General features: G+C 69.2%; 22 protein-coding genes and 1 tRNA gene. 20 read left to right on the top strand and 3 right to left on the bottom strand.

All coding sequences use genetic code 11. The features are described from left to right. Window positions 1–18 precede the first annotated feature (18 nt). Window positions 19–336 carry an FmdB family zinc ribbon protein gene (locus tag FHQ07_RS05590; RefSeq protein WP_139715879.1) on the top strand — a complete coding sequence of 106 codons (318 nt, stop codon included), beginning with the start codon at window positions 19–21 and terminating at the stop codon, window positions 334–336. Window positions 337–659: 323 nt separating this feature from the next. On the opposite strand, the gene FHQ07_RS05585 is transcribed toward FHQ07_RS05590, so the two are convergent. After that, a complete protein-coding gene (locus FHQ07_RS05585; RefSeq protein ID WP_139715878.1) occupies window positions 660–1,592 on the bottom strand; it encodes a DUF3011 domain-containing protein in 933 nt (310 codons plus the stop codon). 155 nt (window positions 1,593–1,747) lie between these two features. Between FHQ07_RS05585 and aspS the strand changes: the two genes are divergently transcribed. Both aspS and FHQ07_RS05575 read left to right on the top strand, forming a co-directional pair. After that, complete coding sequence (aspS, locus tag FHQ07_RS05580) at window positions 1,748–3,514, top strand: aspartate--tRNA ligase (RefSeq protein ID WP_139715877.1); 1,767 nt, start codon at window positions 1,748–1,750, stop codon at window positions 3,512–3,514. Next, entirely contained in the window at window positions 3,511–4,035 is a 525-nt protein-coding gene (locus tag FHQ07_RS05575; RefSeq protein WP_240703553.1) for a GNAT family N-acetyltransferase, read from the top strand. Before aspS ends, FHQ07_RS05575 begins: the two co-directional genes overlap by 4 nt. An 11-nt stretch (window positions 4,036–4,046) precedes the next feature. Here the strand turns inward: FHQ07_RS05575 and FHQ07_RS05570 are convergent, their stop codons facing one another. Further along, on the bottom strand, window positions 4,047–5,117 hold the full coding sequence (locus FHQ07_RS05570) for a metallophosphoesterase (RefSeq protein ID WP_425476945.1): 1,071 nt from the start codon (window positions 5,115–5,117) through the stop codon (window positions 4,047–4,049). Between the two features lie 151 nt (window positions 5,118–5,268). Here FHQ07_RS05570 and FHQ07_RS05565 point away from each other — a divergent pair, with 151 nt between their 5' ends. From FHQ07_RS05565 to FHQ07_RS05490, 16 genes are all read left to right on the top strand, one after another. After that, window positions 5,269–5,925, top strand: coding sequence for an esterase/lipase family protein (locus FHQ07_RS05565; RefSeq protein ID WP_139715874.1), 657 nt, complete (start codon window positions 5,269–5,271; stop codon window positions 5,923–5,925). Window positions 5,926–5,957: 32 nt separating this feature from the next. After that, window positions 5,958–6,680: a YebC/PmpR family DNA-binding transcriptional regulator gene (locus FHQ07_RS05560; RefSeq protein WP_139715873.1), complete on the top strand. Its 723-nt coding sequence runs from the start codon at window positions 5,958–5,960 to the stop codon at window positions 6,678–6,680. A 30-nt stretch (window positions 6,681–6,710) separates the two neighbouring features. Further along, a complete protein-coding gene (gene ruvC, locus FHQ07_RS05555; RefSeq protein WP_139715872.1) occupies window positions 6,711–7,235 on the top strand; it encodes a crossover junction endodeoxyribonuclease RuvC in 525 nt (174 codons plus the stop codon). A gap of 24 nt (window positions 7,236–7,259) precedes the next feature. Continuing rightward, window positions 7,260–7,847, top strand: a complete 588-nt coding sequence (gene ruvA / locus FHQ07_RS05550) for a Holliday junction branch migration protein RuvA (protein WP_139715871.1) — start codon at window positions 7,260–7,262, stop codon at window positions 7,845–7,847. Window positions 7,848–7,868: 21 nt separating this feature from the next. Beyond that, window positions 7,869–9,788, top strand: a complete 1,920-nt coding sequence (locus tag FHQ07_RS05545; protein ID WP_139715870.1) for a potassium transporter Kup — start codon at window positions 7,869–7,871, stop codon at window positions 9,786–9,788. Between the two features lie 36 nt (window positions 9,789–9,824). Beyond that, window positions 9,825–10,850, top strand: a complete 1,026-nt coding sequence (gene ruvB / locus FHQ07_RS05540; RefSeq protein ID WP_139715869.1) for a Holliday junction branch migration DNA helicase RuvB — start codon at window positions 9,825–9,827, stop codon at window positions 10,848–10,850. Further along, window positions 10,843–11,262 (top strand): tol-pal system-associated acyl-CoA thioesterase, encoded by a 420-nt coding sequence (ybgC, locus tag FHQ07_RS05535; protein ID WP_139715868.1) that lies wholly within the window; start codon window positions 10,843–10,845, stop codon window positions 11,260–11,262. The genes ruvB and ybgC overlap by 8 nt, the downstream gene beginning before the upstream one ends. Before the next feature lie 14 nt (window positions 11,263–11,276). Continuing rightward, window positions 11,277–12,050: a protein TolQ gene (gene tolQ, locus FHQ07_RS05530; RefSeq protein WP_425476944.1), complete on the top strand. Its 774-nt coding sequence runs from the start codon at window positions 11,277–11,279 to the stop codon at window positions 12,048–12,050. Between the two features lie 7 nt (window positions 12,051–12,057). Then, a complete protein-coding gene (gene tolR / locus FHQ07_RS05525) occupies window positions 12,058–12,513 on the top strand; it encodes a protein TolR (RefSeq protein WP_139715866.1) in 456 nt (151 codons plus the stop codon). Between the two features lie 10 nt (window positions 12,514–12,523). Next, window positions 12,524–13,405 carry a cell envelope integrity TolA family protein gene (locus tag FHQ07_RS05520; RefSeq protein ID WP_139715865.1) on the top strand — a complete coding sequence of 294 codons (882 nt, stop codon included), beginning with the start codon at window positions 12,524–12,526 and terminating at the stop codon, window positions 13,403–13,405. Window positions 13,406–13,544: 139 nt separating this feature from the next. Next, complete coding sequence (tolB, locus tag FHQ07_RS05515) at window positions 13,545–14,852, top strand: Tol-Pal system beta propeller repeat protein TolB (protein WP_139715864.1); 1,308 nt, start codon at window positions 13,545–13,547, stop codon at window positions 14,850–14,852. Between the two features lie 92 nt (window positions 14,853–14,944). Continuing rightward, window positions 14,945–15,487, top strand: a complete 543-nt coding sequence (gene pal / locus FHQ07_RS05510) for a peptidoglycan-associated lipoprotein Pal (protein ID WP_139715863.1) — start codon at window positions 14,945–14,947, stop codon at window positions 15,485–15,487. Beyond that, entirely contained in the window at window positions 15,487–16,269 is a 783-nt protein-coding gene (gene ybgF / locus FHQ07_RS05505; RefSeq protein ID WP_139715862.1) for a tol-pal system protein YbgF, read from the top strand. Before pal ends, ybgF begins: the two co-directional genes overlap by 1 nt. A gap of 9 nt (window positions 16,270–16,278) precedes the next feature. Beyond that, the gene (gene queE / locus FHQ07_RS05500) at window positions 16,279–16,965 is read left to right on the top strand and encodes a 7-carboxy-7-deazaguanine synthase QueE (protein ID WP_139715861.1); all 687 of its coding nucleotides are present in this window, start codon (window positions 16,279–16,281) and stop codon (window positions 16,963–16,965) included. Beyond that, window positions 16,962–17,669, top strand: a complete 708-nt coding sequence (gene queC, locus FHQ07_RS05495; RefSeq protein WP_139715860.1) for a 7-cyano-7-deazaguanine synthase QueC — start codon at window positions 16,962–16,964, stop codon at window positions 17,667–17,669. The genes queE and queC overlap by 4 nt, the downstream gene beginning before the upstream one ends. A gap of 44 nt (window positions 17,670–17,713) precedes the next feature. Beyond that, a tRNA-Lys gene (locus FHQ07_RS05490) sits at window positions 17,714–17,789 on the top strand. Between the two features lie 41 nt (window positions 17,790–17,830). On the opposite strand, the gene recQ is transcribed toward FHQ07_RS05490, so the two are convergent. Further along, complete coding sequence (recQ, locus tag FHQ07_RS05485) at window positions 17,831–19,645, bottom strand: DNA helicase RecQ (protein WP_139715859.1); 1,815 nt, start codon at window positions 19,643–19,645, stop codon at window positions 17,831–17,833. Between the two features lie 158 nt (window positions 19,646–19,803). Here recQ and FHQ07_RS05480 point away from each other — a divergent pair, with 158 nt between their 5' ends. Next, window positions 19,804–20,676 (top strand): DUF2167 domain-containing protein, encoded by an 873-nt coding sequence (locus tag FHQ07_RS05480; protein ID WP_139715858.1) that lies wholly within the window; start codon window positions 19,804–19,806, stop codon window positions 20,674–20,676. The last annotated feature ends 2 nt before the right edge of the window (window positions 20,677–20,678 follow it).

Genomic DNA, 20,678 nt, shown 5'->3' with positions numbered 1-20,678 from the left:
TACGCGATCATTCCGGCCATGCCGATCTACGCCTTCGTCTGCGATGCCTGCGGCCACAGTTTCGACCGCCTGCAGAAGCTGTCCGACGCCGACCCGGGCGAATGCCCGTCCTGCGGCGCGCAGGGCTCGGTGCGCCGCCAGCTGACCGCGCCGCAATTCCGCCTGTCCGGCGGCGGCTGGTACGAGACCGACTTCAAGAAGGACGGCGACAAGAAGCGCAACCTGGCGTCGGGCGAAGGCGGGGAGGGCGCCAAGCCCGCGGCCGAAAGCAAGCCCGAAAGCAAGCCGGAAGCGAAGCCCGTGGCCGCATCGAAGCCGGCCGAGCCGGCACGCTAGGGCGAGCCGCACCCACCCGCTGGTGCCCTCCCGGCTGGGCGCCCCAAGGATCCGGCTTCGCCTGCTAAGGCTCGCCGACCGATCCGCCGCGCGTGACCTGGCGGCCCGTCGGGCCGGCCCCGATCGCCTTGTATGGACTGGCCGGTGTGCTGGTGTCGCCGCTGCGGATCGCCTCGCCACTCGTGATCACGCCGGCGCGCCGCCCGCCGCTCCGGCCGCAGCCGCAGCCGCAGCCTGTCCGGATTGCCGGCCGTTCTGCGGGACTGATCGATCAGCGCTGGATCAGGCCGCCCGGGTGCCTCCGCGGTGGCCCGGCATGGGGGTCAGCGCGTGCCGAAACGCGCGCGGCAACCGTGGTTCACCCACAATCCGGTGCGCACCATATAGCCCCACGAATAGCCGGCCCGGCAGGCGTCGCCCGACAATTGCTGGAGCAGCCTGGGCACGCCGCGCGCGGCATCCCAGGCGCAGGTGGCATAACGGCCCTGGTTGCTGGAGCAGGTGACGCTGTAGTCGTCCTGGCCGCCGTTGCCGTTGCCCCGGGCATGCGCCAGGAACACGCCGCGGCACCCGGCATTCACCCAGACGCTGCCGTTGCGCAGGCCGAAATTGACGTTCTCGATGCAGCGCTGGTTCGACAGCTGGCGCTGCAGCTGGGCGCGCCCGACCAGGTTGCTGCCGCAGGTGCGCAGGCGCCCGTCGTTGCTTTCGCATTGGACGGAGACCTGGCCGCCCTGGCCGCCGCCGATGCCGGGGCCGAATTCGCCGCGGCAACCGTTGCTGACCGTGACCCGGCCCGGGCTGCTGAACCAGCTGGTGCCGGCGATGCAGCGCGCGTTGGAGAGTTGCCTGAGCAGCCGCGAATTGCCCTGCCAGGGGGTGGGGCAGGCCTTGCTGCGGCCGTCATTGCTCTCGCAGCGCATGCTTTGCGGGTTGGGCCCGGGCCCCGGGTTCCAGCCGCCGTTGTTGCCCAGCGACTTGGCGATGTCCTGCTTGACCTTGCTGAAGGTCCAGTGCGACAGGCGCACCTGGTCCAGGTAGAAGCGCAGCTGGTCGCCGGGGATGGTGCGGCCGCTGGATTGTTCGCGGTATTCCTGCGAAATCACCCGGGTCTGCTCGGTGGCATTCAGCGTCCACAGGTCCTCCGGGGCGTAGGCGCGCGGGTTGGCCTGGGCGTGGGCGGGGCTGGAAAGCAACGGCGATGCGGCGGCGAAGGCAAGCGCGAACAGCAGGGCTGACGAAAGCGTGCGGTGCATGGCGATTCCCCGGTTGGTGGGCGGCATTCCGTGGACGGGCATGGGTTTCCGACGCATTCGGCGCCGGGCAACGGCCACTTCGGGCCCCAGCCCGTTAAAATGACGTATTCCCGGCCCGTTTCCCCCAGCCGGATGCCGCCTTTCCCGGAGTTCCCATGCGTACCCATTTCTGCGGCCTGATCGACGAAGCGTTGATCGGCCAGACCGTCACCCTGTGCGGCTGGGCCGATGTCGCCCGCGACCTCGGCGGCCTGTGCTTCATCGACCTGCGCGACCACGAGGGCATCGTCCAGGTCGTGGCCGAACCGTCGGACGCCGCCGGCAATGCCGAGGCGATCGCCGCGGCGTCGAAGGTCGGCTACGAGGACTGCCTGCGCATCACCGGCACCGTGCGCGCGCGGCATGCGGTCAACGACAAGATCCGCACCGGCAAGGTGGAAGTGGTGGCCGAGAAGATCGAGCTGCTGAACAAGGCCGAACCGCTGCCGTTCCACCACCACGAGAACCCGGGCGAGGACGTGCGCCTCAAGTACCGTTACCTCGACCTGCGCAGCCCGGACATGCAGCGCAAGATGCGCACCCGTACCAGGCTGGTCAGCGCGCTGCGCCATTACCTGGATGCGCGCGGCTTCCAGGACATCGAGACCCCGATCCTGACCAAGGCCACGCCGGAAGGCGCGCGCGACTTCCTGGTGCCGGCGCGCATGCACCCGGGCGAGTTCTACGCGCTGCCGCAGAGCCCGCAGCTGTTCAAGCAGATCCTGATGATGGCGGGCTTCGACCGCTACTACCAGATCGCGCGCTGCTTCCGCGACGAAGCGCTGCGCGCCGATCGCCAGCTCGAGTTCACCCAACTCGACATGGAATTCGCGTGGGTGTCCGAACGCGACGTGCAGGACCTCACCGAAGACATGATCCGCCACGTGTTCCGCGAGGTGATGGGGGTCGAATTGGCCGCCGAATTCCCGCGCATGCCCTATGCCGAGGCGATGCGCCGCTACGGCTCCGACAAGCCGGACCTGCGCATCGCGCTGGAACTGGTCGATGTCGCCGAGTTCGTGAAGGACTGCGAGTTCGCGGTGTTCACCGCCGCCGCCAACGATGCCGACGGGCGCGTCGCCGCGCTGCGCATCCCCGGTGGCGCGGCGTTGTCGCGCAAGCAGATCGACGACTACGCCGCGCACGCCGCCAAGTTCGGCGCCAAGGGCCTGGCCTACGCCAAGATCGACGAGGCCGGCGCGGTCAATTCGCCGGTGGCCAAGTTCTTCGCCGTCGGCGCGTTCGATGCGCTGCTCAAGCACGTCGGCGCCGGCAACGGCGACATCGTGTTCTTCGGCGCAGGCGCCTACAACAAGGTCAGCGACTTCATGGGCGCGGTGCGGCTGAAGGCCGGCAAGGACTTCAACCTGGTCTCCGACGGTTGGGCGCCGCTGTGGGTCACCGATTTCCCGATGTTCGAGTGGGACGACGAGGAAAACCGCTACGTCGCCCTGCACCATCCGTTCACCGCGCCTGCGGTGGATTCGATCGACGACCTGCGCGCGAACGCGAAGACCGCGGTCTCCCGCGGCTACGACATGGTGCTGAACGGCAACGAGATCGGCGGCGGTTCGATCCGCATCCACAATTCGCAGATGCAGAGCGCGGTGTTCGAACTGCTCGGCATCGGTGCCGAGGAAGCGGAAGGCAAGTTCGGCTTCCTGCTCGACGCGCTCAAGTACGGCGCGCCGCCGCACGGCGGCATCGCCTTCGGCATCGACCGCATCGCCGCGCTGATGGCCGGCAGCGAATCGATCCGCGACGTGATCGCCTTCCCCAAGACCACCACCGCGCAATGCCTGATGACCGGTGCGCCCAGCCCGGTGCCGGACAAGCAGCTGGCCGAGGTGCATGTGTCGGTGCGGGAGAAGCCGGTCGCGTGAACGGCACGGTGATCCGCCGTGCGACCGCCGCTGACGCTGCCGCGCTGGCAGCGCTCGGCACGGCCACCTTCGTCGAGACCTTCGGGCACCTGTATTCGCGCGAAGACCTGCAGGCCTTCCTCGAGGAAAGCCACACGGTCGAGGCCTATGCCGGGGCGCTGGCGGACCCGGACTACGCGCTGTGGCTCGCCGAACGCGATGGCCAGGCCATCGGCTATGCGCAGGCCGGTCGTTGCGGCCTGCCGCATGCCGAGGCGCAGCCGGGCGATGGCGAGCTGAAGCGGCTGTACGTGCGTGCCGGCACCCAGGGCGGCGGCACCGGCCGCGCGCTGATGGACGAGGCCATGGCCTGGCTGCTGCGCGATGGCCCGCGTCCGCTGTGGATCAGCGTGTGGTCGGAAAACCTCGGCGCGCAACGGTTCTACAGCCGTTACGGGTTCGAGTTCGCCGGCGAATACGAATTCATCGTCGGCGCACAGCGCGACCGCGAGTTCATGTACCGGCGCCGCGCGCAGGCCTGAGCGCCGCGCGCCTATTCCTTGTCGTCGGGTACGTCCCGTAGCGCGGGCAGCGGCTCGCGCCTGCCGTCCAGCAGGCCGCGGCTGAGCTTGCCACCCTCGATGAACAGCAATTGCCCGGATTTGCCGCGCTTGATGCTGCTGTCGATGGCGATCACCCGGCCATCGTGGAAGCTGGCGACTTCGCCGATGGTGGTGTGGCCCACCACGATCCGCGCCAGTCCCAGGGTATCGGCCAGGGCGCCGACCTCCTGCGTGGTCAGCTGGCCGTTGAAGTAGCCGCGATACCAGATCGGGCTGGTCTTGCCGTCGTACAGGCGGGCGCTGGCGGGGTCGGCCTTGAGCTGCGCTTTCGGCATGCCCAGCGAGCGGTCGTAGGCGGCATTGGTGGCGTCCATGGCCTGCACCAGCCCGATGTTCTCCGGCGCGATGCCGCCGTGCAGGAACAGGGTATCGCCCAGCCGCAGCATCGCCGGGCGCGTGCGCAACCATTCGCCCAGCACCGAATCCGGCCCGTACAGCGACGGATACGGGCGCCCCAGCAATCCCGCGACCTGCACATAGTTCGGGTTGAGGTAGCGCAGGTCGTCGTACAGCACCATCGTCTCGTGGTTGCCGAGCAGGAAGTGCACCGCCCCGCCGGCCTTCGCCGCCTGCTGTTGCAGCTGGAACAGCAGCCACAACGCTTCGGTGACCTGCGGCCCGCGGTCGAACACGTCGCCGGCCACCACCAGCTGGTCGCGGCCCAGCTGCCAGCGGTCGTGCGCGTCGATCACGCCGTTCGCGCGCAGCAGGCGCACCATCAATGCGTACTGCCCGTGGATGTCCGACAGCGCGACGATGCGCGCGCCCGGCGGCAGCGGGGCTTGCGCGGCTTCGATCCGCGCCGGGATCGCCAGTGCATGCGGATAGCCGCAGCGCGGCTGGATCGTGGCGCCGCCGCGCGCGCGCCGCGTCTCGCGGACGACCTTGCCGGCGCAGACCCACAGCGCCTCCAGCCGCTTGCCCGCGGCATGGAATACGTAAGGGCCGTCGTCCGCCACGGCTGCCTGCGGGGCGTCGCCGGCGGTCGCGGCGAACGCCATGCAAAGCATCGGCAGCAGGCAGCGCGGCGCGCGGCGCCGGCACGGGGAAAGGCGGGTCGTCATCTGCGTTCGCTGGCAATGGTGGCGCGGGCCGCATGGTAAGCGCGCGGCCGGCGTTTGGTGCCACTCCGGGCGTGCAGCACAATGCGGCATGCAAGCCCCCGCGCCCCGCGTCCTGCTCGTCCACGGCCTGCTCAACGCCAACAGCTGGCTGCTGCCGCTGGCGGCGCGGTTGCGCGCGCAGGGCTTCGATCCCGCGCTGTTCGGCTATTCCAGCCTGCTGGACGGCCCCGAACGCGCGGTGCCGCGCCTGGTCGAACGGCTGCGGCGCGAGCGGGTGGCAGCCATCGTCGGCCACAGCCTGGGCGGCCTGATCGCACTGGAAGCCCTGCGCGCAGCGCCGGACGCCGCGGTGACGCGGGTGGTCTGCCTGGGCTCGCCGCTGCGCGGCAGCCTCACCGCGCGCAACATGGCCGCGAAACCGTGGGCCCGGCCCTTGCTCGGCCGCAGCGCCGGCCTGCTGCAGGGCGGGCTGGAGCGCTGGGACGGGCCGGCCGAGGTCGGCTTGGTGGCCGGCGACGTGGCGCGCGGCCTGGGCCGCCTGTTCGCCCGCTTCGAGGGCGGTTCGGACGGTACCGTGGGGCTGGACGAAACCCGCCTGCCGGGCCTGGCCGACCACTGCACCGTGCACAGCAGCCATACCGGGCTGGTGTTCTCGCGCGATGCGGTCGCCCAGGCGGCGCATTTCCTCCGCCACGGCCGCTTCGAGCGCGGCCCCGAGCACGCCATCGAATCCGCCGCCGTATAATCCGCGCCCTCTGGTTTCCGCTGGACGATGCAATGGGACGTGGTCCTTCCATCGAAGGTCGCAAGAACGCGGTCGACGCGAAGCGCGGCAAGATCTTCACCAAGGTGATCCGCGAGATCTCGGTGGCGGCGCGCGCCGGCGGCGGCGACCCGGCCGGCAACCCGCGCCTGCGCGTGGCGATCGACAAGGGCCTGGCGGTCAACATGTCCAAGGACGTGATCGAGCGCGCGGTGAAGAAGGCCACCGGCGAGCTGGAAGGCGTCGAGTACGAGGAAATCCGCTACGAGGGCTACGCGCCCGGCGGGGTGGCGGTGATCGTCGACTGCCTGACCGACAACCGCGTGCGCACCGTGGCCGACGTGCGCCACGCGTTCGGCAAGTTCGGCGGCAACATGGGCACCGAAGGCTCGGTGGCCTTCATGTTCAACAAGCTCGGCGTGCTCAGCTACGACACCGGCGCCGACGAAGACGCGATCACCGAGGCGGCGATCGAGGCCGGTGCCGACGACGTCACCGTCTACGACGATGGCGCGATCGACGTGGTCACCTCGCCCGATGCCTTCGGCGAGGTGAAGGCGGCGATGGAAGCCGCCGGCCTGGCCCCCGGTTTCGCCGAGGTGACCATGCGCGCCGACAACGACATCGCGGTCGAGGGCGATACCGCCGAGCAGGTGAAGAAGCTGCTGGCCTGGCTGGAAGACATGGACGACGTGCAGAACGTCTACTCCAACGCCGACCTGGGTGCCGCCGCGTAATCGCCGCCGCGAACGACGCACGCACGCGACATGACACGCATCCTCGGCATCGACCCCGGTTCGCAGCGGACCGGCGTGGGCATCATCGACGTGGCCGCCGATGGCAAGGTCGTGCACGTCCACCACCAGCCGCTGGTGCTGCTGGACGCCGAATCCTTCCCGCTGCGACTGCGCAAGCTGCTGGACGGCCTGTGGGCGCTGATCGAGCAGTACGCGCCGGACGAAGTCGCGGTGGAGCAGGTGTTCCTGTCCAACAACGCGATGTCCGCGCTGAAGCTGGGCCAGGCCCGCGGCGCGGCGATCGCCGCCTGCGTGGCGCGCGACCTGCCGGTCAGCGAATACGCGGCCAAGGAAATCAAGCTGGGCCTGGTCGGCAGCGGCGGCGCCGACAAGAAGCAGGTGCAGCACATGGTCGGCCTGATGTTGAACGTGCAGGGCAAGCTGCAGGCCGATGCCGCCGACGCGCTGGCGGTGGCGATCACCCATGCGCACGTGCGCGCCACGGCGAACCGGCTGGGCGTGGCGACGCGCACGGCGTGGAGGAAATCGCGATGAGTGCGGCACGATGAGCGGTTCGCGATGATCGGACGACTGAAGGGCGTGCTGATCCACAAGGCGCCGCCGTGGCTGGTCATCGAAGTCCACGGCGTGGGCTACGAGCTGGAAGCGCCGATGAGCACCTTCTACGACCTGCCCGAGGTGGGCCGCGAGGTGTTCCTGTTCACCCATTACGCGCAGAAGGAGGACAGCGTCTCGCTGTACGGCTTCCTGCGCGAGGCCGAGCGCCGCCTGTTCCGCGACGTGCAGAAGGTGTCCGGCATCGGCGCGAAGATCGCGCTGGCGGTGCTGTCCGGCGTCTCGGTCGACGACTTCGCGCGGCTGGTGCAGGCCAGCGACGTCACCGCGCTGACCCGCATTCCCGGCATCGGCAAGAAGACCGCCGAGCGCATGGTGGTGGAACTGCGCGACCGCGCGGCCGACCTTGCCGGCGGCCCGTCGGCATCCGTTTCCGGCCTGCCGGGAGATCCGCTGTCCGAGGCCGTCACCGCCCTGCAGGCGCTGGGCTACAAGCCGGCCGAGGCCGAGCGCATGGCAAGGAAAGCCGCAGCCGATGGCGACGATGCCGCCATCATCATCCGCAAAGCGCTACAGTCCGCGCTCCGCTGAGGCCGCGATTCCCGGAACCGCATGTCCGATCCTGTTGCAAGCAAGTCCATCCACGCGCAACCGCACGACCACGGGCGGATCGGCATGGCCGGCCTGGTGGTCGGCGCGATCGGGGTGGTGTTCGGCGACATCGGCACCAGCCCGCTGTACGCGCTGCAGGAGGCGTTCGCGCCGCACTTCGGCCTGACCCCCGACCACGACACCGTGCTCGGCATGCTCTCGCTGATCTTCTGGGCGCTGATGCTGGTGGTGACGCTGAAGTACGTGACCATCATCACCCGCGCCGACAACGAGGGCGAGGGCGGGATCATGGCCTTGATGGCGCTGGCCCAGCGCACCCTGCCGAAGGGCGGGCGCTCGGTCTACATCGTCGGCATCCTGGGCATCTTCGGCGCCTCGATGTTCTTCGGCGACAGCGTGATCACCCCGGCGATGTCGGTGCTGTCGGCGGTGGAGGGCCTGCGCGTGGCGGCGCCGCGGCTGGATCATTTCATCGTCCCGATCACCGTGGTGATCCTGCTGGTGCTGTTCCTGAGCCAGCGCTACGGCACCGAGAAGGTGGGCAAGGTGTTCGGGCCGATCACCGCGCTGTGGTTCCTGAGCCTGGCCGGGCTTGGCCTGTACAACCTGCTCCATGCGCCCGAAGTGCTGAAGGCGTTCAACCCGTGGTGGGCGATGCATTTCTTCCTCACCCACGGCTGGCATTCGGTGCTGATCCTGGGCGCGGTGGTGCTGGCGGTGACCGGCGGCGAGGCGCTGTACGCGGACATGGGCCATTTCGGCGCCAAGCCGATCCGCTACGGCTGGTACGGCCTGGTGCTGCCCTCGCTGATGCTGAATTACCTGGGCCAGGGCGCGAACCTGCTGCAGAACCCGACCGACGTGCGCAGCCCGTTCTACGAGGCGGTGCCGGAGGCGCTGCTGATCCCGATGATCGTGCTGGCCACCGCGGCCACGGTGATCGCCTCGCAGGCGGTGATCACCGGCGCGTTCTCGGTGGCGCGCGCGGCGATGCAGCTGGGCTACGTGCCGCGCATGCAGGTGCGGCACACCTCCACCCAGGCGATCGGCCAGATCTACGTGCCGTTCGTGAACTGGATGCTGATGCTGCTGGTGCTGGCGGTGGTGCTGACTTTCCGCAGTTCCTCCGCGCTGGCGGCGGCCTACGGCATCTCGGTGTCGGTGACCATGCTGATCGACACCCTGCTGCTGGCGATCGTGGCGCGCGCGCTGTGGCCGAAGGCGCGGCTCTGGGTGCTGCCGCTGTGCGTGGTGTTCTTCGTCATCGACCTCGGTTTCGTGGTCGCCAACGGCGCCAAGTTCTTCCAGGGCGCATGGTTCCCGCTGCTGCTGGGGCTGGTGGTGTTCACCATCCTGCGCACCTGGCGCCGCGGCCGCGAACTGCTGCACGAGGAAGTGCGCAAGGAAGGCATCCAGCTCGACACCTTCCTGCCCGGCCTGATGCTGGCGCCGCCGGTGCGGGTGCCGGGCACCGCGGTGTTCCTGACCGCCGACAAGGGCGTGGTGCCGCATGCGCTGCTGCACAACCTCAAGCACAACAAGGTGCTGCACGAGCAGAACGTGCTGCTGACGGTGGAAACGCTGAACGTGCCGTATGCGCCGAAGGACAAGCGGATGAAGGTCGAATCGATCGGCGGCCGCGATTTCCACCGGGTGGTGATCCGCTACGGCTTCATGGAGACGCCGGACGTGCCGCTGGCGCTGATGCGCAGCTGCGACCAGTGCGAGCTGACCTTCAACCCGATGGACACCACCTATTTCGCCAGCCGCGAGACCATCGTCGCCGGCCGCCACCGCGGCATGCCGGTGTGGCGCGACAAGCTGTTCGCGGTCATGCACCGCAACGCGGCGCCGGCCACCGGCTTCTTCCGGATTCCCGGCAACCGGCTGGTGGAGCTGGGCGCGCAGGTGGAGATCTGACGCAACCGGGCGACGTGCTTGGGCGATAATCCCGGCATGACCGACGACCGCATCATCGCCCCCGGCGCCACCCGCGAAGACGAGGCCGCCGAGGCCAGCATCCGTCCGCGCCGGCTGGACGAGTACCTCGGCCAGCAGCCGGTGCGCGAGCAGATGCAGATCTACATCGAGGCGGCCAGACAGCGCGGCGAAGCGCTCGACCACGTGCTGATCTTCGGCCCGCCCGGGCTGGGCAAGACCACGCTCAGCCACGTGATCGCCAACGAGCTCGGGGTCAGCCTGCGGGTCACCTCCGGCCCGGTGATCGAGAAGGCCGGCGACCTGGCCGCGCTGCTCACCAACCTGCAGCCGCACGACGTGCTGTTCGTCGACGAGATCCACCGCCTGTCGCCGGTGGTCGAGGAAATCCTCTACCCGGCGATGGAGGACTACCAGATCGACATCATGATCGGCGAGGGCCCGGCCGCGCGCTCGATCAAGCTCGACCTGCCGCCGTTCACCCTGATCGGCGCCACCACCCGCGCCGGCCTGCTGACCGCGCCGCTGCGCGACCGCTTCGGCATCGTCCAGCGCCTGGAGTTCTATTCGCCGGAGGAGCTGACCCGGATCGTGCGCCGTTCCGCGCAGATCCTCGGCATCGCCTGCGACGCCGACGGCGCCGGCGAGATCGCCCGCCGCGCGCGCGGCACCCCGCGCATCGCCAACCGCCTGCTGCGCCGCGTGCGCGACTACGCGCAGGTCAAGGGCACCGGCATGATCGATGCCGGCATCGCGCGTGCGGCGATGGACATGCTGAAGGTGGACCCCGAAGGCTTCGACGAACTCGACCGGCGCATGCTCGGCATCATCATCGACGCCTTCGACGGCGGGCCGGTCGGGGTGGAATCGCTGGCCGCGGCGCTCTCCGAGGAACGCGGAACGCTGGAAGACGTGATCGAGCCGTACCTGATCCAGCAGGGCTTCCTGGTGCGCACCGCGCGCGGGCGCATGGCCACGCCGAAGGCGTATCGCCACCTGGGCTTCAAGCCGAAGGCCGGCAACGCGGAACTGTTCGATGGCTGAACCCTTTTCGTTCCCGGCGCGGGTCTACTGGGAGGACACCGATGCCGGCGGCGTGGTCTACCACGCGCAGTACCTGGCCTTCATGGAACGCGCGCGCAGCGAATGGATGCGGATGCAGGGCTGGGGCCAGGAACTGCTGCGCTCGCGTGACGACCTGGTATTCGTGGTGCGGGCGATGCAGATCGACTTCCGCGCTCCGGCCCGGCTGGACGATCAGCTTGAGGTCAGCGTGGCTCTGGTGGAATGCCGCGGCGCCAGCTTCGTCGTCGCCCAGCGGGTGCTGCGCGGCGACGAGCTACTGGTCGAGGCGAAGGTGAGGATCGCGGCCTTGGCCGCCTCCAGCTTCCGCCCGCGGCCGATCCCGGGACCGCTGCAGTCCGAATTGAAGAAAAACCTGTTGGAGAGCCCTTGATGCCCGTGTCGACGATGTTGCAATCCCTGCCGCAGGCGCTGCCGGAAAACGGCGCGGCCACCACGGTGGAACTGGCCGATGCCGGCACCCGGGCCGCCGCCGCGCACGGCGATGGCGGCTTGAACATCCTGCAATTGGTCCTGCACGCCAGCCTGCCGGTGCAGCTGGTGATGGCGCTGCTGCTGCTGGCCTCGCTCGCCTCGTGGGTGATCATCCTGCGCAAGAAGCGGGTGCTGGATCGTGCGGAGAAGGAAGCCGACCGCTTCGAGGAAACCTTCTGGTCGGGCGTCGAGCTGCCGAAGCTGTACGCCAGCGCCACCGAGCGCAACCGCGACATCGAAGGCCTGGAAGCGATCTTCGAAGGCGGCATGCGCGAGTTCAACCGCATCCGCCAGCGCCGCGGCGTGGACGCGCGCATGCAGCTGGAAGGCGCGCAGCGCGGCATGCGCGCGGCCGCCTCGCGCGAACTCGACGGGCTCGAGCGCAACCTCGAGTTCCTCGCCAACGTCGGTTCGATCAGCCCCTACGTGGGCCTGTTCGGCACCGTGTGGGGGATCATGATCTCGTTCCAGGGCCTGGCGACGATGAAGGAAGCCACCATCGCCACCGTGGCCCCGGGCATCTCGGAGGCGCTGGTCGCCACCGCGATGGGCCTGTTCGCGGCGATCCCGGCGGTGTGGGCCTACAACCGCTACGCCACCCGCGCCGAGCGCATGGCGGTGCGCTACGACACCTTCAGCGAGGAGTTCTCCTCGATCCTGCAGCGCCAGGCGCACGTGGACGACTGAGGCGCGCATGGCACTGACAAGCGCCGGACGCCGGCACCGCAAGAAGAAGCTCAAGGCCGAGATCAACGTCGTGCCGTACATCGACGTGATGCTGGTGCTGCTGATCATCTTCATGGTCACCGCGCCGCTGCTCAACGTCGGCGTGGACGTCAACCTGCCGCAGTCGGACGCCAAGCCGCTGGAGCAGAAGAACAAGAAGCCGGTGGTGGTCCAGGTCGCCAGCGACGGCGCGCTGGCGTTGACCTACGAAGGCCTGGATCGTCCGCAGGCGGTGACCCGCGAGGCGATGGTGGCCAAGGTCAAGGGCTTCATCGTGGCCGATCCGCAGCTGCCGGTGTACGTGGCCGGCGACCGCGACGCCAACTACCAGACCGTGTACGAGGTGCTCACCCTGTTGCAGCGCGAGGCCAAGGTCAGCCGTGCCGGCCTGATGGGCAACCCGGCGGACAGCAAGGGCAAGTGAGCGGCGCCCGGTGAAAGAGACGCGTGCCGACACCCGAACGGCCTTGCTGCAGGCATGCGGCCTGCACGTGCTGCTGTTCGCGCTGATGTTCGCCGGCCTGCAATGGACGCGCAGCAATGCGGCGGAGGCGGCGCAGGGCGAGGTGATCGAGGCCGACCTGATCGATCCCTCCGCGCTGAGCGCGTCGATGCGCAGCGCCCTGCGGCGCAAGCCCGAGGAACTGCCGCAACCGGTGGTCGAACAGCCGGTCGTCGAGCCGGAACCCTTGCCGCAACCGGTCGCCGAGGACGCGCCGCCCCCACCGCCGGTGCCGGATCCGTCGCCGGTGGAGCAGGAAAAGGTCCAGCGCGATGCCGAGTCGCCGGATGTCGCCAAGGCGCCGGTCGAGCAGGAAGAACAGCGCAAGCAGCCCGAGCAGGCCGACCTCGACGCGCAGAAACAGAAAGTGCTTGCGGAGATCCGCCGGCAGCGCGACTTGGCTGCGAAGGAGCGCACCCAGGCCGAGATGCGCGCCCAGCAGCTCGCCGATGCGCGGGCTGCGCAAACCGGTACGAGCACGGCGTCGCCCCCGCGCGGCAACCCGGACAGTCGTTCGGCGACCAATGCGCTGTATGCCGTGGCCTTGAAGGACGCGATCACCCGGCAATGGATCCGGCCGGAATCGATCCCGCTCGGCGTCCCGTGCCAGGTCCGCATTCGCCAGATCCCGGGCGGCGAGGTGGTGGACGTGCAGGTTTCAGCTGGCTGTCCCTACGACGCGCTCGGCAAGCAGTCGCTGGAGCGGGCGGTGCAGAAGGCCTCGCCGCTGCCGTATGCCGGCTTCGAGGACGTGTTCAGCCGCGACGTGATCCTGACCTTCCGCCCGGAAGACGTGGACGACCTGCCGCGCTGATGCGGCTTGCCGCGGCTCCCGCAGCGGCAAGGGCAGGCGCTCCCCGCGCCGCACGTCGCGCATAGTCCGGCCGCGTTCATCCTTTTGACGGCCGAATCGGCGACCCTGTTCACATTCCGGAACGGAAGACCGAACGCCCATGGCCCGAGTTCGTCGCACCCCGCGTTTTGCCCTGATCCTGTGTTCCCTGCTGCCGCTGGGGGCGTTCGCCCAGTCGCGCCCGCTGGCAATCGACATCGTCGGCGGCAATGCCGCGGCCCTGCCGATCGCGGTGGTGCCGTTCGGCGGCGATGCCGGGCAGACCGATATCGACGACATCATCCGCGCCGACCTGGCCCGTTCCGGCCAGTTCCGCACCATCGGCGAGGCCGGCCTGCCGGAACGCCCGACCAGCGGCGCCGAAGTCGCCTATCCGACCTGGCGCATGCTCAAGCAGGATTTCCTGCTGGTCGGACGCAGCCTTCCCGAGGGGAGCGGCTACCGGGTCGAGTACGAACTGTTCGACGTGGCCAAGCAGGAGCGCATGCTCGGCTTCGCCCTGACCGCGCCGGCCGGCGCGATGCGCGACGTGGCCCACCAGATCAGCGACGCGGTGTACGAAAAGATCCTCGGCGTGCCGGGCGCGTTCTGGACCCGCATCGCCTACGTGACCGCCAGCGGGCTGGGGCGTCAGTCGCGCTACGCATTGATGGTGGCCGATGCCGACGGCTACGGCCCGCGCACGGTGGTGAATTCCACCGAGCCGCTGATGTCGCCCTCGTGGAGCCCGGACGGGCGCCGGCTGGCCTATGTCAGCTTCGAGGGCGGCAATTCCGGGGTCTACATCCAGGACATCGCCAGCGGCTCGCGCGAGAAGGTCGCCAGCTTCCGCGGCATCAACGGCGCGCCGAGCTTCTCGCCGGACGGCAACCGCCTGGCGCTGACCCTGTCCAAGGGCGGCAACCCGGACATCTACGTGATGGACCTGGGCAGCAAGCACCTCACCCAGGTCACCAACCATTTCGGCATCGACACCGAACCGAGCTGGAGCCCGGATGGGGCCAGCCTGTACTTCACCTCGGACCGCGGCGGACGCCCGCAGATCTACCAGGTTCCTGCCGCTGGCGGCAGCGCCACCCGGATCAGCTTCGAGGGCAGCTACAACGCCAGTCCGTCGGTGTCCTTCGACGGCAAGAAGATCGCGACCGCGCAAGGCGCCGGCAACACCTACCGCATCGCCCTGTTCGACCGCGGCATCGGCGGCGGCCGCTGGAGCATGCTCTCGCCCGGCTCGCTCGACGAATCCCCCAGCTTCGCGCCGAACGGCGCGATGGTGCTGTACGCCGCGCGCGAGGGCCGTCGCGGCGTGCTGTACGCGGTGTCCGCCGATGCCCGGGTGCGCCAGCGACTGGTGCTGTCCGAGGCCGATGTCCGCGAGCCGGCGTGGTCGCCGTACCGCAAGAAATAAGCCGCAACATGTCGGGGCCCCGCGCTATCGACGCAAGCTGAACATGCAGCGACTACACTGATTTCCACGCAAACGAGACGACGAGGACTCCCATGAACGCATCCACTTCCCGCATCGCCCGCACCCTGCTGCTGGCCGCACTGGCCAGCGCCGTCGCCGTGGGCTGCAGCAAGAAGGTCAAGGAAACCCCGCCGACCGACACCGGCAGCACCGGCACGACCACCACCACCCCGATCGATGACGGCAGCGCCACCCGCCCCGGCGCCTACGGCCCGGGCGACCTCGACACCGACGCCTGCCTGCGCAACAAGGTGGTGTACTTCGACCTCGACCAGGATGCGCTGAAGCCGGAGTTCCAGGCCGCGATGGCCTGCCATGCCAAGTACCTGCGCGACCGCCCGAGCGCGCGCCTGCGCCTGGAAGGCAGTGCCGACGAGCGCGGCAGCCGCGAATACAACCTGGGCCTGGGCGAGCGCCGCGGCAATGCGGTGTCCTCCGCGCTGCAGGCCAACGGCGGTTCCGGTAGCCAGATCACCGTGATCAGCTACGGCGAGGAACGCCCGGTCTGCAATGAATCCGGCGAAGGCTGCTGGTCGCAGAACCGCCGCGTCGAACTGGTCTACAGCGCGAAGTGATGCGCATCGGCACGACGGCCGTCCTGCTGGCGGCGATGCTCGCCGCATCGCCGCTGGCGTTGGCCCAGCGCGCCAGCCTGGCCGACCGCGTGGCGGCGCTGGAAGCGCGCAGCGCGGGCGAGCAGAACGGCACCGAACTGGTCAACCAGGTCACCCAGCTGCGCGCGGAAGTGCAGGAACTGCGCGGCCAGATCGAGCAACTGCAGCAGCAGTTGGAGCAGGCCAGGCAGAGCCAGCGCAGCCAGTACCTCGACCTCGATGGGCGGATGAACCGAGTGGAGGGCGGCACGGCCGCGCCTTCGCCAGCGCCCGCCGCGACCGTGCCGGCGGCCGGGCCTGCGGCCACGGTCCGCGGCGAGGCCGCTGCGCCCGCTACGGCCTCGATCACCGGGCTGGACGAGCGCGGCGCGTATGCCCAGGCCTTCGATGCGCTGAAGAGCGGCGACTACGTCGAGTCCTCGCGCCGTTTCCGCGATTTCCTGCAGGCCTTCCCCGGCGGCCAGTACGCGCCGAATGCGCTGTACTGGCTGGGCGAGAGCTATTACGTCACCCAGAACTACGCGCTGGCCGGGCAGCAGTTCCAGTCCCTGCTGGACCGTTTTCCGACCCACGACAAGGCGCCCGGCGCCCTGCTCAAGCTCGGGCTCGCGCAGTACGGCCTGAAGCAGTATCCGCAAGCCGACGCCACCCTGCGCCAGGTCGTGCAGCGCTATCCGAATTCCGATATCGCCCGTACCGCCGACGACCGCCTGCGCGCCATGCAGGTCGCCGGCAACCGGTAAAATGGCCGGATGAACGCTGTCGCCGATGCGGCCGCCGCATCGGCGGCCCTCCAGCCAGACCGGCTGAAACTCACCGAAATCTTCCTGTCCCTGCAGGGCGAGGCCCGCGACGCCGGCTGGCCGACCGTGTTCGTGCGCCTGACCGGCTGCCCGCTGCGCTGCCAGTACTGCGACACCGCCTATGCCTTCCACGGCGGGCAGTGGTGGGAGATCGACGCGATCCTGGCCGAAGTCGCCGCGCACGGCGCCCGCCACGTCTGCGTCACCGGCGGCGAGCCGCTGGCGCAGAAACGCTGCCTGCAATTGCTGGGCAAGCTCTGCGATGCCGGCTACGAGGTCTCGCTGGAAACCAGCGGCGCCATCGACGTCGCCGGCGTGGATGCGCGCGTTTCGCGCGTGCTCGACATCAAGACCCCGGGCTCGGCCGAGGTCGAACGCAACCTGTGGGACAACCTGGCGCTGCTGACCCCGCGCGACCAGGTGAAGTTCGTGATCTGCTCGCGCGCGGATTTCGACTGGGCCAAGGGCATCGTCGCCGAACATCGCTTGCACGAAGTCTGCGACGTGCTGTTCTCGCCCAGCGCCACGCAAGTGCCGGCGCGCGAACTGGCCGACTGGATCGTCGCCGAAAAACTGCCGGTGCGCTTCCAGATGCAGCTGCACAAATTCCTGTGGAACGACGAGCCCGGCCGATGAGCGCATCCCGCAAACCCGCCGTGGTGCTGGTCTCCGGCGGCATGGACTCCGCCGTGGTGCTGGCCATCGCCCGCGAAGCCGGCTTCGACGTGCATGCGCTGAGCGTGCGCTACGGCCAGCGCCATACCTCCGAACTCGATGCGGCCGACCGCGTGTCCAACGCGCTCGGCGCGGTCGCGCACAAGACCGTGCACGTGGACCTGCGCAGCATCGGCGGTTCCGCGCTGACCGATGACATCGCGGTGCCCACCGACGACGACGGCCACGAGATCGGCGTCGGCATCCCGTCCACCTACGTGCCGGCGCGCAACACCATCATGCTGTCGCTGGCGCTGGGCTGGGCCGAGGTACTGGGCAGCACCGACCTGTTCTGCGGCGTCAACGCGGTGGACTACTCGGGTTATCCCGATTGCCGGCCGGAGTTCATCGCCGGCTTCGAGGCGCTGGCGAACCTGGCGACCAAGGCCGGCGTCGAAGGCAGCCGCTTCCGCGTGCACGCGCCGCTGATGCGCATGAGCAAGGCCGACATCGTCCGCGAGGGCCTGCGCCTGGGCGTGGATTTTTCGCAGACGGTGAGTTGCTACCAGGCCGATGCCGATGGCCGTGCCTGCGGCCATTGCGACGCCTGCCGCCTGCGCGCGCAGGGCTTCGCCGAGGCCGGGGTGGCGGACCCCACGCGCTACGTGGCTGGCGTCATCGGTTAGAATGCGCGCCCCGGTGCAATGCCGGGCGCAACAACCAGCGTTTTGGGCCGTTAGCTCAGTCGGTAGAGCAGAAGACTTTTAATCTTTTGGTCGATGGTTCGAATCCATCACGGCCCACCATCTCCCTCGCAGAGCCACGGATCGTGTGCCCGCCGCGCCGTTCAGGCCGCCTGCAGCGCCGCGATCACCGCGTGTCCGTAGCGCTCCAGCTTGCTGGCGCCGACGCCGGGGATCGACGACATCGTCGCCAGGTCGCGCGGGTGTTCCAGCGCGATCCCGCGCAGGGTGGCGTCGTGGAAGATCACGTACGGCGGGACGCCCTGTTCGCGGGCGATGCCGCTGCGCCATTGGCGCAGCACGGCGAAGCGCGCGGCCGCCTCCGCCGGCAGTTCGATGGGCGTTGCAACGCCGCGTTTGCCTGGCTCGGCCGGCTTGCGCGCACGTTCGCGCTTCGGCGGCTCGGCGCGCAGTTGCAGGGTCTGCCCGCCGCGCAGCAGCGGCGTCGCCGACGCGGTCAGGCGCAGTGCGCCATGGCCTTCGATGTCGGCATCCAGCAGGCCGGCGGCCACCAGTTGCCGGAACACGCCGCGCCACTGCTTCGCGTCGAGCTCGCCGCCGATGCCGTAGGTGCTGACCGACTGATGGCCGAACTGGCGCACCTTGGCGGTATCCGCGCCGCGCAGCACGTCGATCACGTGCGCCGCGCCGAAGCGCTGGCCGGTGCGGTACACGCAGGACAGCGCCTTGCGCGCGGCTTCGCTGGCGTCCCAGGTCTGCGGCGGTTGCAGGCAGTTGTCGCAGTTGCCGCAGGCGCCGCCATGCGCCTCGCCGAAATACGCCAGCAGCGATTGCCGTCGGCAGGCGGTGGATTCGCAATAGCCGATCAGCGCGTCGAGCTTGCCGCGTTCCAGCCATTTGCGTTCGTCGCCGGCATCGCCGTCCTCGATCATCCGCCGCAGCAGCACCGCATCGCCCAGGCCATAGGCCAGCCACGCCTCGGACGGCTCGCCGTCGCGGCCGGCGCGGCCGGTTTCCTGGTAATAGCCTTCCAGCGATTTCGGCAGGTCGAGGTGGGCGACGAAACGCACGTCGGGCTTGTCGATGCCCATGCCGAAGGCGATCGTCGCCACCATCACGATGCCCTCCTCGCGCAGGAAGCGGCGCTGGTGCTCGGCGCGCGTTTGCGCATCGAGGCCGGCGTGGTAGGGCAGCGCGCGCAGGCCGCGTTCGGCCAACAGGGCCGCGGTCGCATCGACCTTGCGCCGCGACAGGCAGTAGACGATGCCGCTGTTGCCGCGGTGTTCATCGAGGAACTCGAGCAACTGGCGGCGGCTGTCGTCCTTGGCCACCACCGTGTAGCGGATGTTCGGGCGGTCGAACGAGCTGACGAACTGGCGCGCGTCTTCCAGCGCCAGCCGCTCGACGATCTCGCGCCGGGTCGGCGCATCCGCGGTGGCGGTGAGCGCAATGCGCGGCACCTGCGGCCAGCGTTCGTGCAGCAGGGTGAGCTGGCGGTATTCGGGGCGGAAATCGTGGCCCCATTGCGAAACGCAGTGCGCCTCGTCGATGGCGAATAGGGCGATCCGCGTGCGTTCCAGCAACGACAGGAAGCGCGATGTCAGCAGGCGCTCGGGGGCGACGTAGAGCAGGTCGAGCTCGCCCTCGAGCAACTGCCGCTCGACCTGCGCGGCGGCGCCGGCATCGAGGCTGGAGTTGAGGAAGGCGGCGCGCACGCCGAGCTGGCGCAGCGCCTCCACCTGGTCCTGCATCAGCGCGATCAGCGGCGAGACCACGATGCCGGTGCCATCGCGCAGCAAGGCCGGCAGCTGGTAGCACAGCGACTTGCCGCCGCCGGTGGGCATCAGCACCAGCGCGTCGCCGCCGGCCACGACCTGCTCGACGATCTGCGCCTGCTCGCCGCGGAAGCTGTCGTAGCCGAAGACGTGCTGGAGCTGTTCGAGGGCGGCGGAAGGCATGCCGCTAGGGTAGCAAGCGTCGCCGATGCCCCAGTCGGATTTTTCCGCTGGCGACGATCGGAATGCGCCCGATCCGCGCCGAAATCGGGCTTTGCCGCGATGCCCTGCGCTAAGATCACGGCAAGCCATGGGGATGGCTGTCCACGGAGGGAGTTTCGATGAAGCATTTGCAGGCGTTGTTCGCGTTCGCGTGCCTGTTCTTGTCCAACATGGTGTTCGCCCAGGAGAAGAAGATCGAGGATCTTCCCTGGGTGGTCGGCCCGACCAAGGGCCAGATCGGCGCGAATGCCTCGATCCAGGTACCGGAGGGCTATGCCTTCCTGGGCCCCGACGGGGCGAAGGAATTCAACCGCATCACCGAGAACCCCGAATCCGGGGTCGAAGAATACATCCTGGCGAAGCAGGACCTGTCGTGGATCGCGTTCTTCTCGTTCGACCTGGTCGGCTACGTCAAGGACGACGAGAAACTGGATGCGGACGCATTGCTGTCGTCGGTCACCGAAGGCACGGAAGCGGCGAACGAGGAGCGCAAGGAGAACGGCTGGGATCCCATCCACGTCACCGGCTGGTCGTTCAAGCCGCAGTACGACGGCACCATCAAGTCGCTGGAATGGGCCTTCCGCCTGAAGGGCGAGCATTCGAACGGCGAAACGATCAACTACAACACCCGCCTGCTCGGCCGGCGCGGGGTGATGCAGGTGCTGTTGCTGACCAGCCCGGAGCAGTTGCAGGCCTCGGTCGCCGACTTCAAGTCGAAGCTGCCGGGGTTCGCCTTCACCGCGGGTGAGAGCTATGCCGATTTCCGTGCCGGCGACCATGTGGCCGAGTACGGCCTGGCGGCGCTGGTCACCGGCGGCGCGGCGGCGGTTGCCGCCAAGAAGGGCCTGTTCGCGGTGATCGGCGTGTTCCTGTTGAAGATGTGGAAGCTGCTGCTGGTCGGCGTTGTCGCCTTCGGCGCGAGCATCCGCAAGTTCTTCGGCGGCAAGGACAAGAAGGCGGACGCGGCACCGGACAAGGACGCCGGGACCTGAGC

The organism is Thermomonas aquatica, from assembly GCF_006337105.1.
GTDB classification, from domain to species: domain Bacteria; phylum Pseudomonadota; class Gammaproteobacteria; order Xanthomonadales; family Xanthomonadaceae; genus Thermomonas; species Thermomonas aquatica.
Note: the sequence above shows the minus strand (reverse complement) of the source record. Positions and strands in the feature narration are given on the sequence as shown.

What these genes read in the sequence shown, in the direction of transcription:
- FHQ07_RS05590 (WP_139715879.1), top strand. Translation starts at nt 19, where the DNA reads ATGCCGATCTACGCCTTCGTCTGCGATGCCTGCGGCCACAGTTTCGAC.
- FHQ07_RS05585 (WP_139715878.1), bottom strand. Translation starts at nt 1,592, where the DNA reads ATGCACCGCACGCTTTCGTCAGCCCTGCTGTTCGCGCTTGCCTTCGCC.
- aspS (WP_139715877.1), top strand. Translation starts at nt 1,748, where the DNA reads ATGCGTACCCATTTCTGCGGCCTGATCGACGAAGCGTTGATCGGCCAG.
- FHQ07_RS05570 (WP_425476945.1), bottom strand. Translation starts at nt 5,117, where the DNA reads ATGGCGTTCGCCGCGACCGCCGGCGACGCCCCGCAGGCAGCCGTGGCG.
- FHQ07_RS05565 (WP_139715874.1), top strand. Translation starts at nt 5,269, where the DNA reads ATGCAAGCCCCCGCGCCCCGCGTCCTGCTCGTCCACGGCCTGCTCAAC.
- FHQ07_RS05560 (WP_139715873.1), top strand. Translation starts at nt 5,958, where the DNA reads ATGGGACGTGGTCCTTCCATCGAAGGTCGCAAGAACGCGGTCGACGCG.
- ruvC (WP_139715872.1), top strand. Translation starts at nt 6,711, where the DNA reads ATGACACGCATCCTCGGCATCGACCCCGGTTCGCAGCGGACCGGCGTG.
- ruvA (WP_139715871.1), top strand. Translation starts at nt 7,260, where the DNA reads ATGATCGGACGACTGAAGGGCGTGCTGATCCACAAGGCGCCGCCGTGG.
- FHQ07_RS05545 (WP_139715870.1), top strand. Translation starts at nt 7,869, where the DNA reads ATGTCCGATCCTGTTGCAAGCAAGTCCATCCACGCGCAACCGCACGAC.
- ruvB (WP_139715869.1), top strand. Translation starts at nt 9,825, where the DNA reads ATGACCGACGACCGCATCATCGCCCCCGGCGCCACCCGCGAAGACGAG.
- ybgC (WP_139715868.1), top strand. Translation starts at nt 10,843, where the DNA reads ATGGCTGAACCCTTTTCGTTCCCGGCGCGGGTCTACTGGGAGGACACC.
- tolQ (WP_425476944.1), top strand. Translation starts at nt 11,277, where the DNA reads ATGTTGCAATCCCTGCCGCAGGCGCTGCCGGAAAACGGCGCGGCCACC.
- tolR (WP_139715866.1), top strand. Translation starts at nt 12,058, where the DNA reads ATGGCACTGACAAGCGCCGGACGCCGGCACCGCAAGAAGAAGCTCAAG.
- tolB (WP_139715864.1), top strand. Translation starts at nt 13,545, where the DNA reads ATGGCCCGAGTTCGTCGCACCCCGCGTTTTGCCCTGATCCTGTGTTCC.
- pal (WP_139715863.1), top strand. Translation starts at nt 14,945, where the DNA reads ATGAACGCATCCACTTCCCGCATCGCCCGCACCCTGCTGCTGGCCGCA.
- ybgF (WP_139715862.1), top strand. Translation starts at nt 15,487, where the DNA reads ATGCGCATCGGCACGACGGCCGTCCTGCTGGCGGCGATGCTCGCCGCA.
- queE (WP_139715861.1), top strand. Translation starts at nt 16,279, where the DNA reads ATGAACGCTGTCGCCGATGCGGCCGCCGCATCGGCGGCCCTCCAGCCA.
- queC (WP_139715860.1), top strand. Translation starts at nt 16,962, where the DNA reads ATGAGCGCATCCCGCAAACCCGCCGTGGTGCTGGTCTCCGGCGGCATG.
- recQ (WP_139715859.1), bottom strand. Translation starts at nt 19,645, where the DNA reads ATGCCTTCCGCCGCCCTCGAACAGCTCCAGCACGTCTTCGGCTACGAC.
- FHQ07_RS05480 (WP_139715858.1), top strand. Translation starts at nt 19,804, where the DNA reads ATGAAGCATTTGCAGGCGTTGTTCGCGTTCGCGTGCCTGTTCTTGTCC.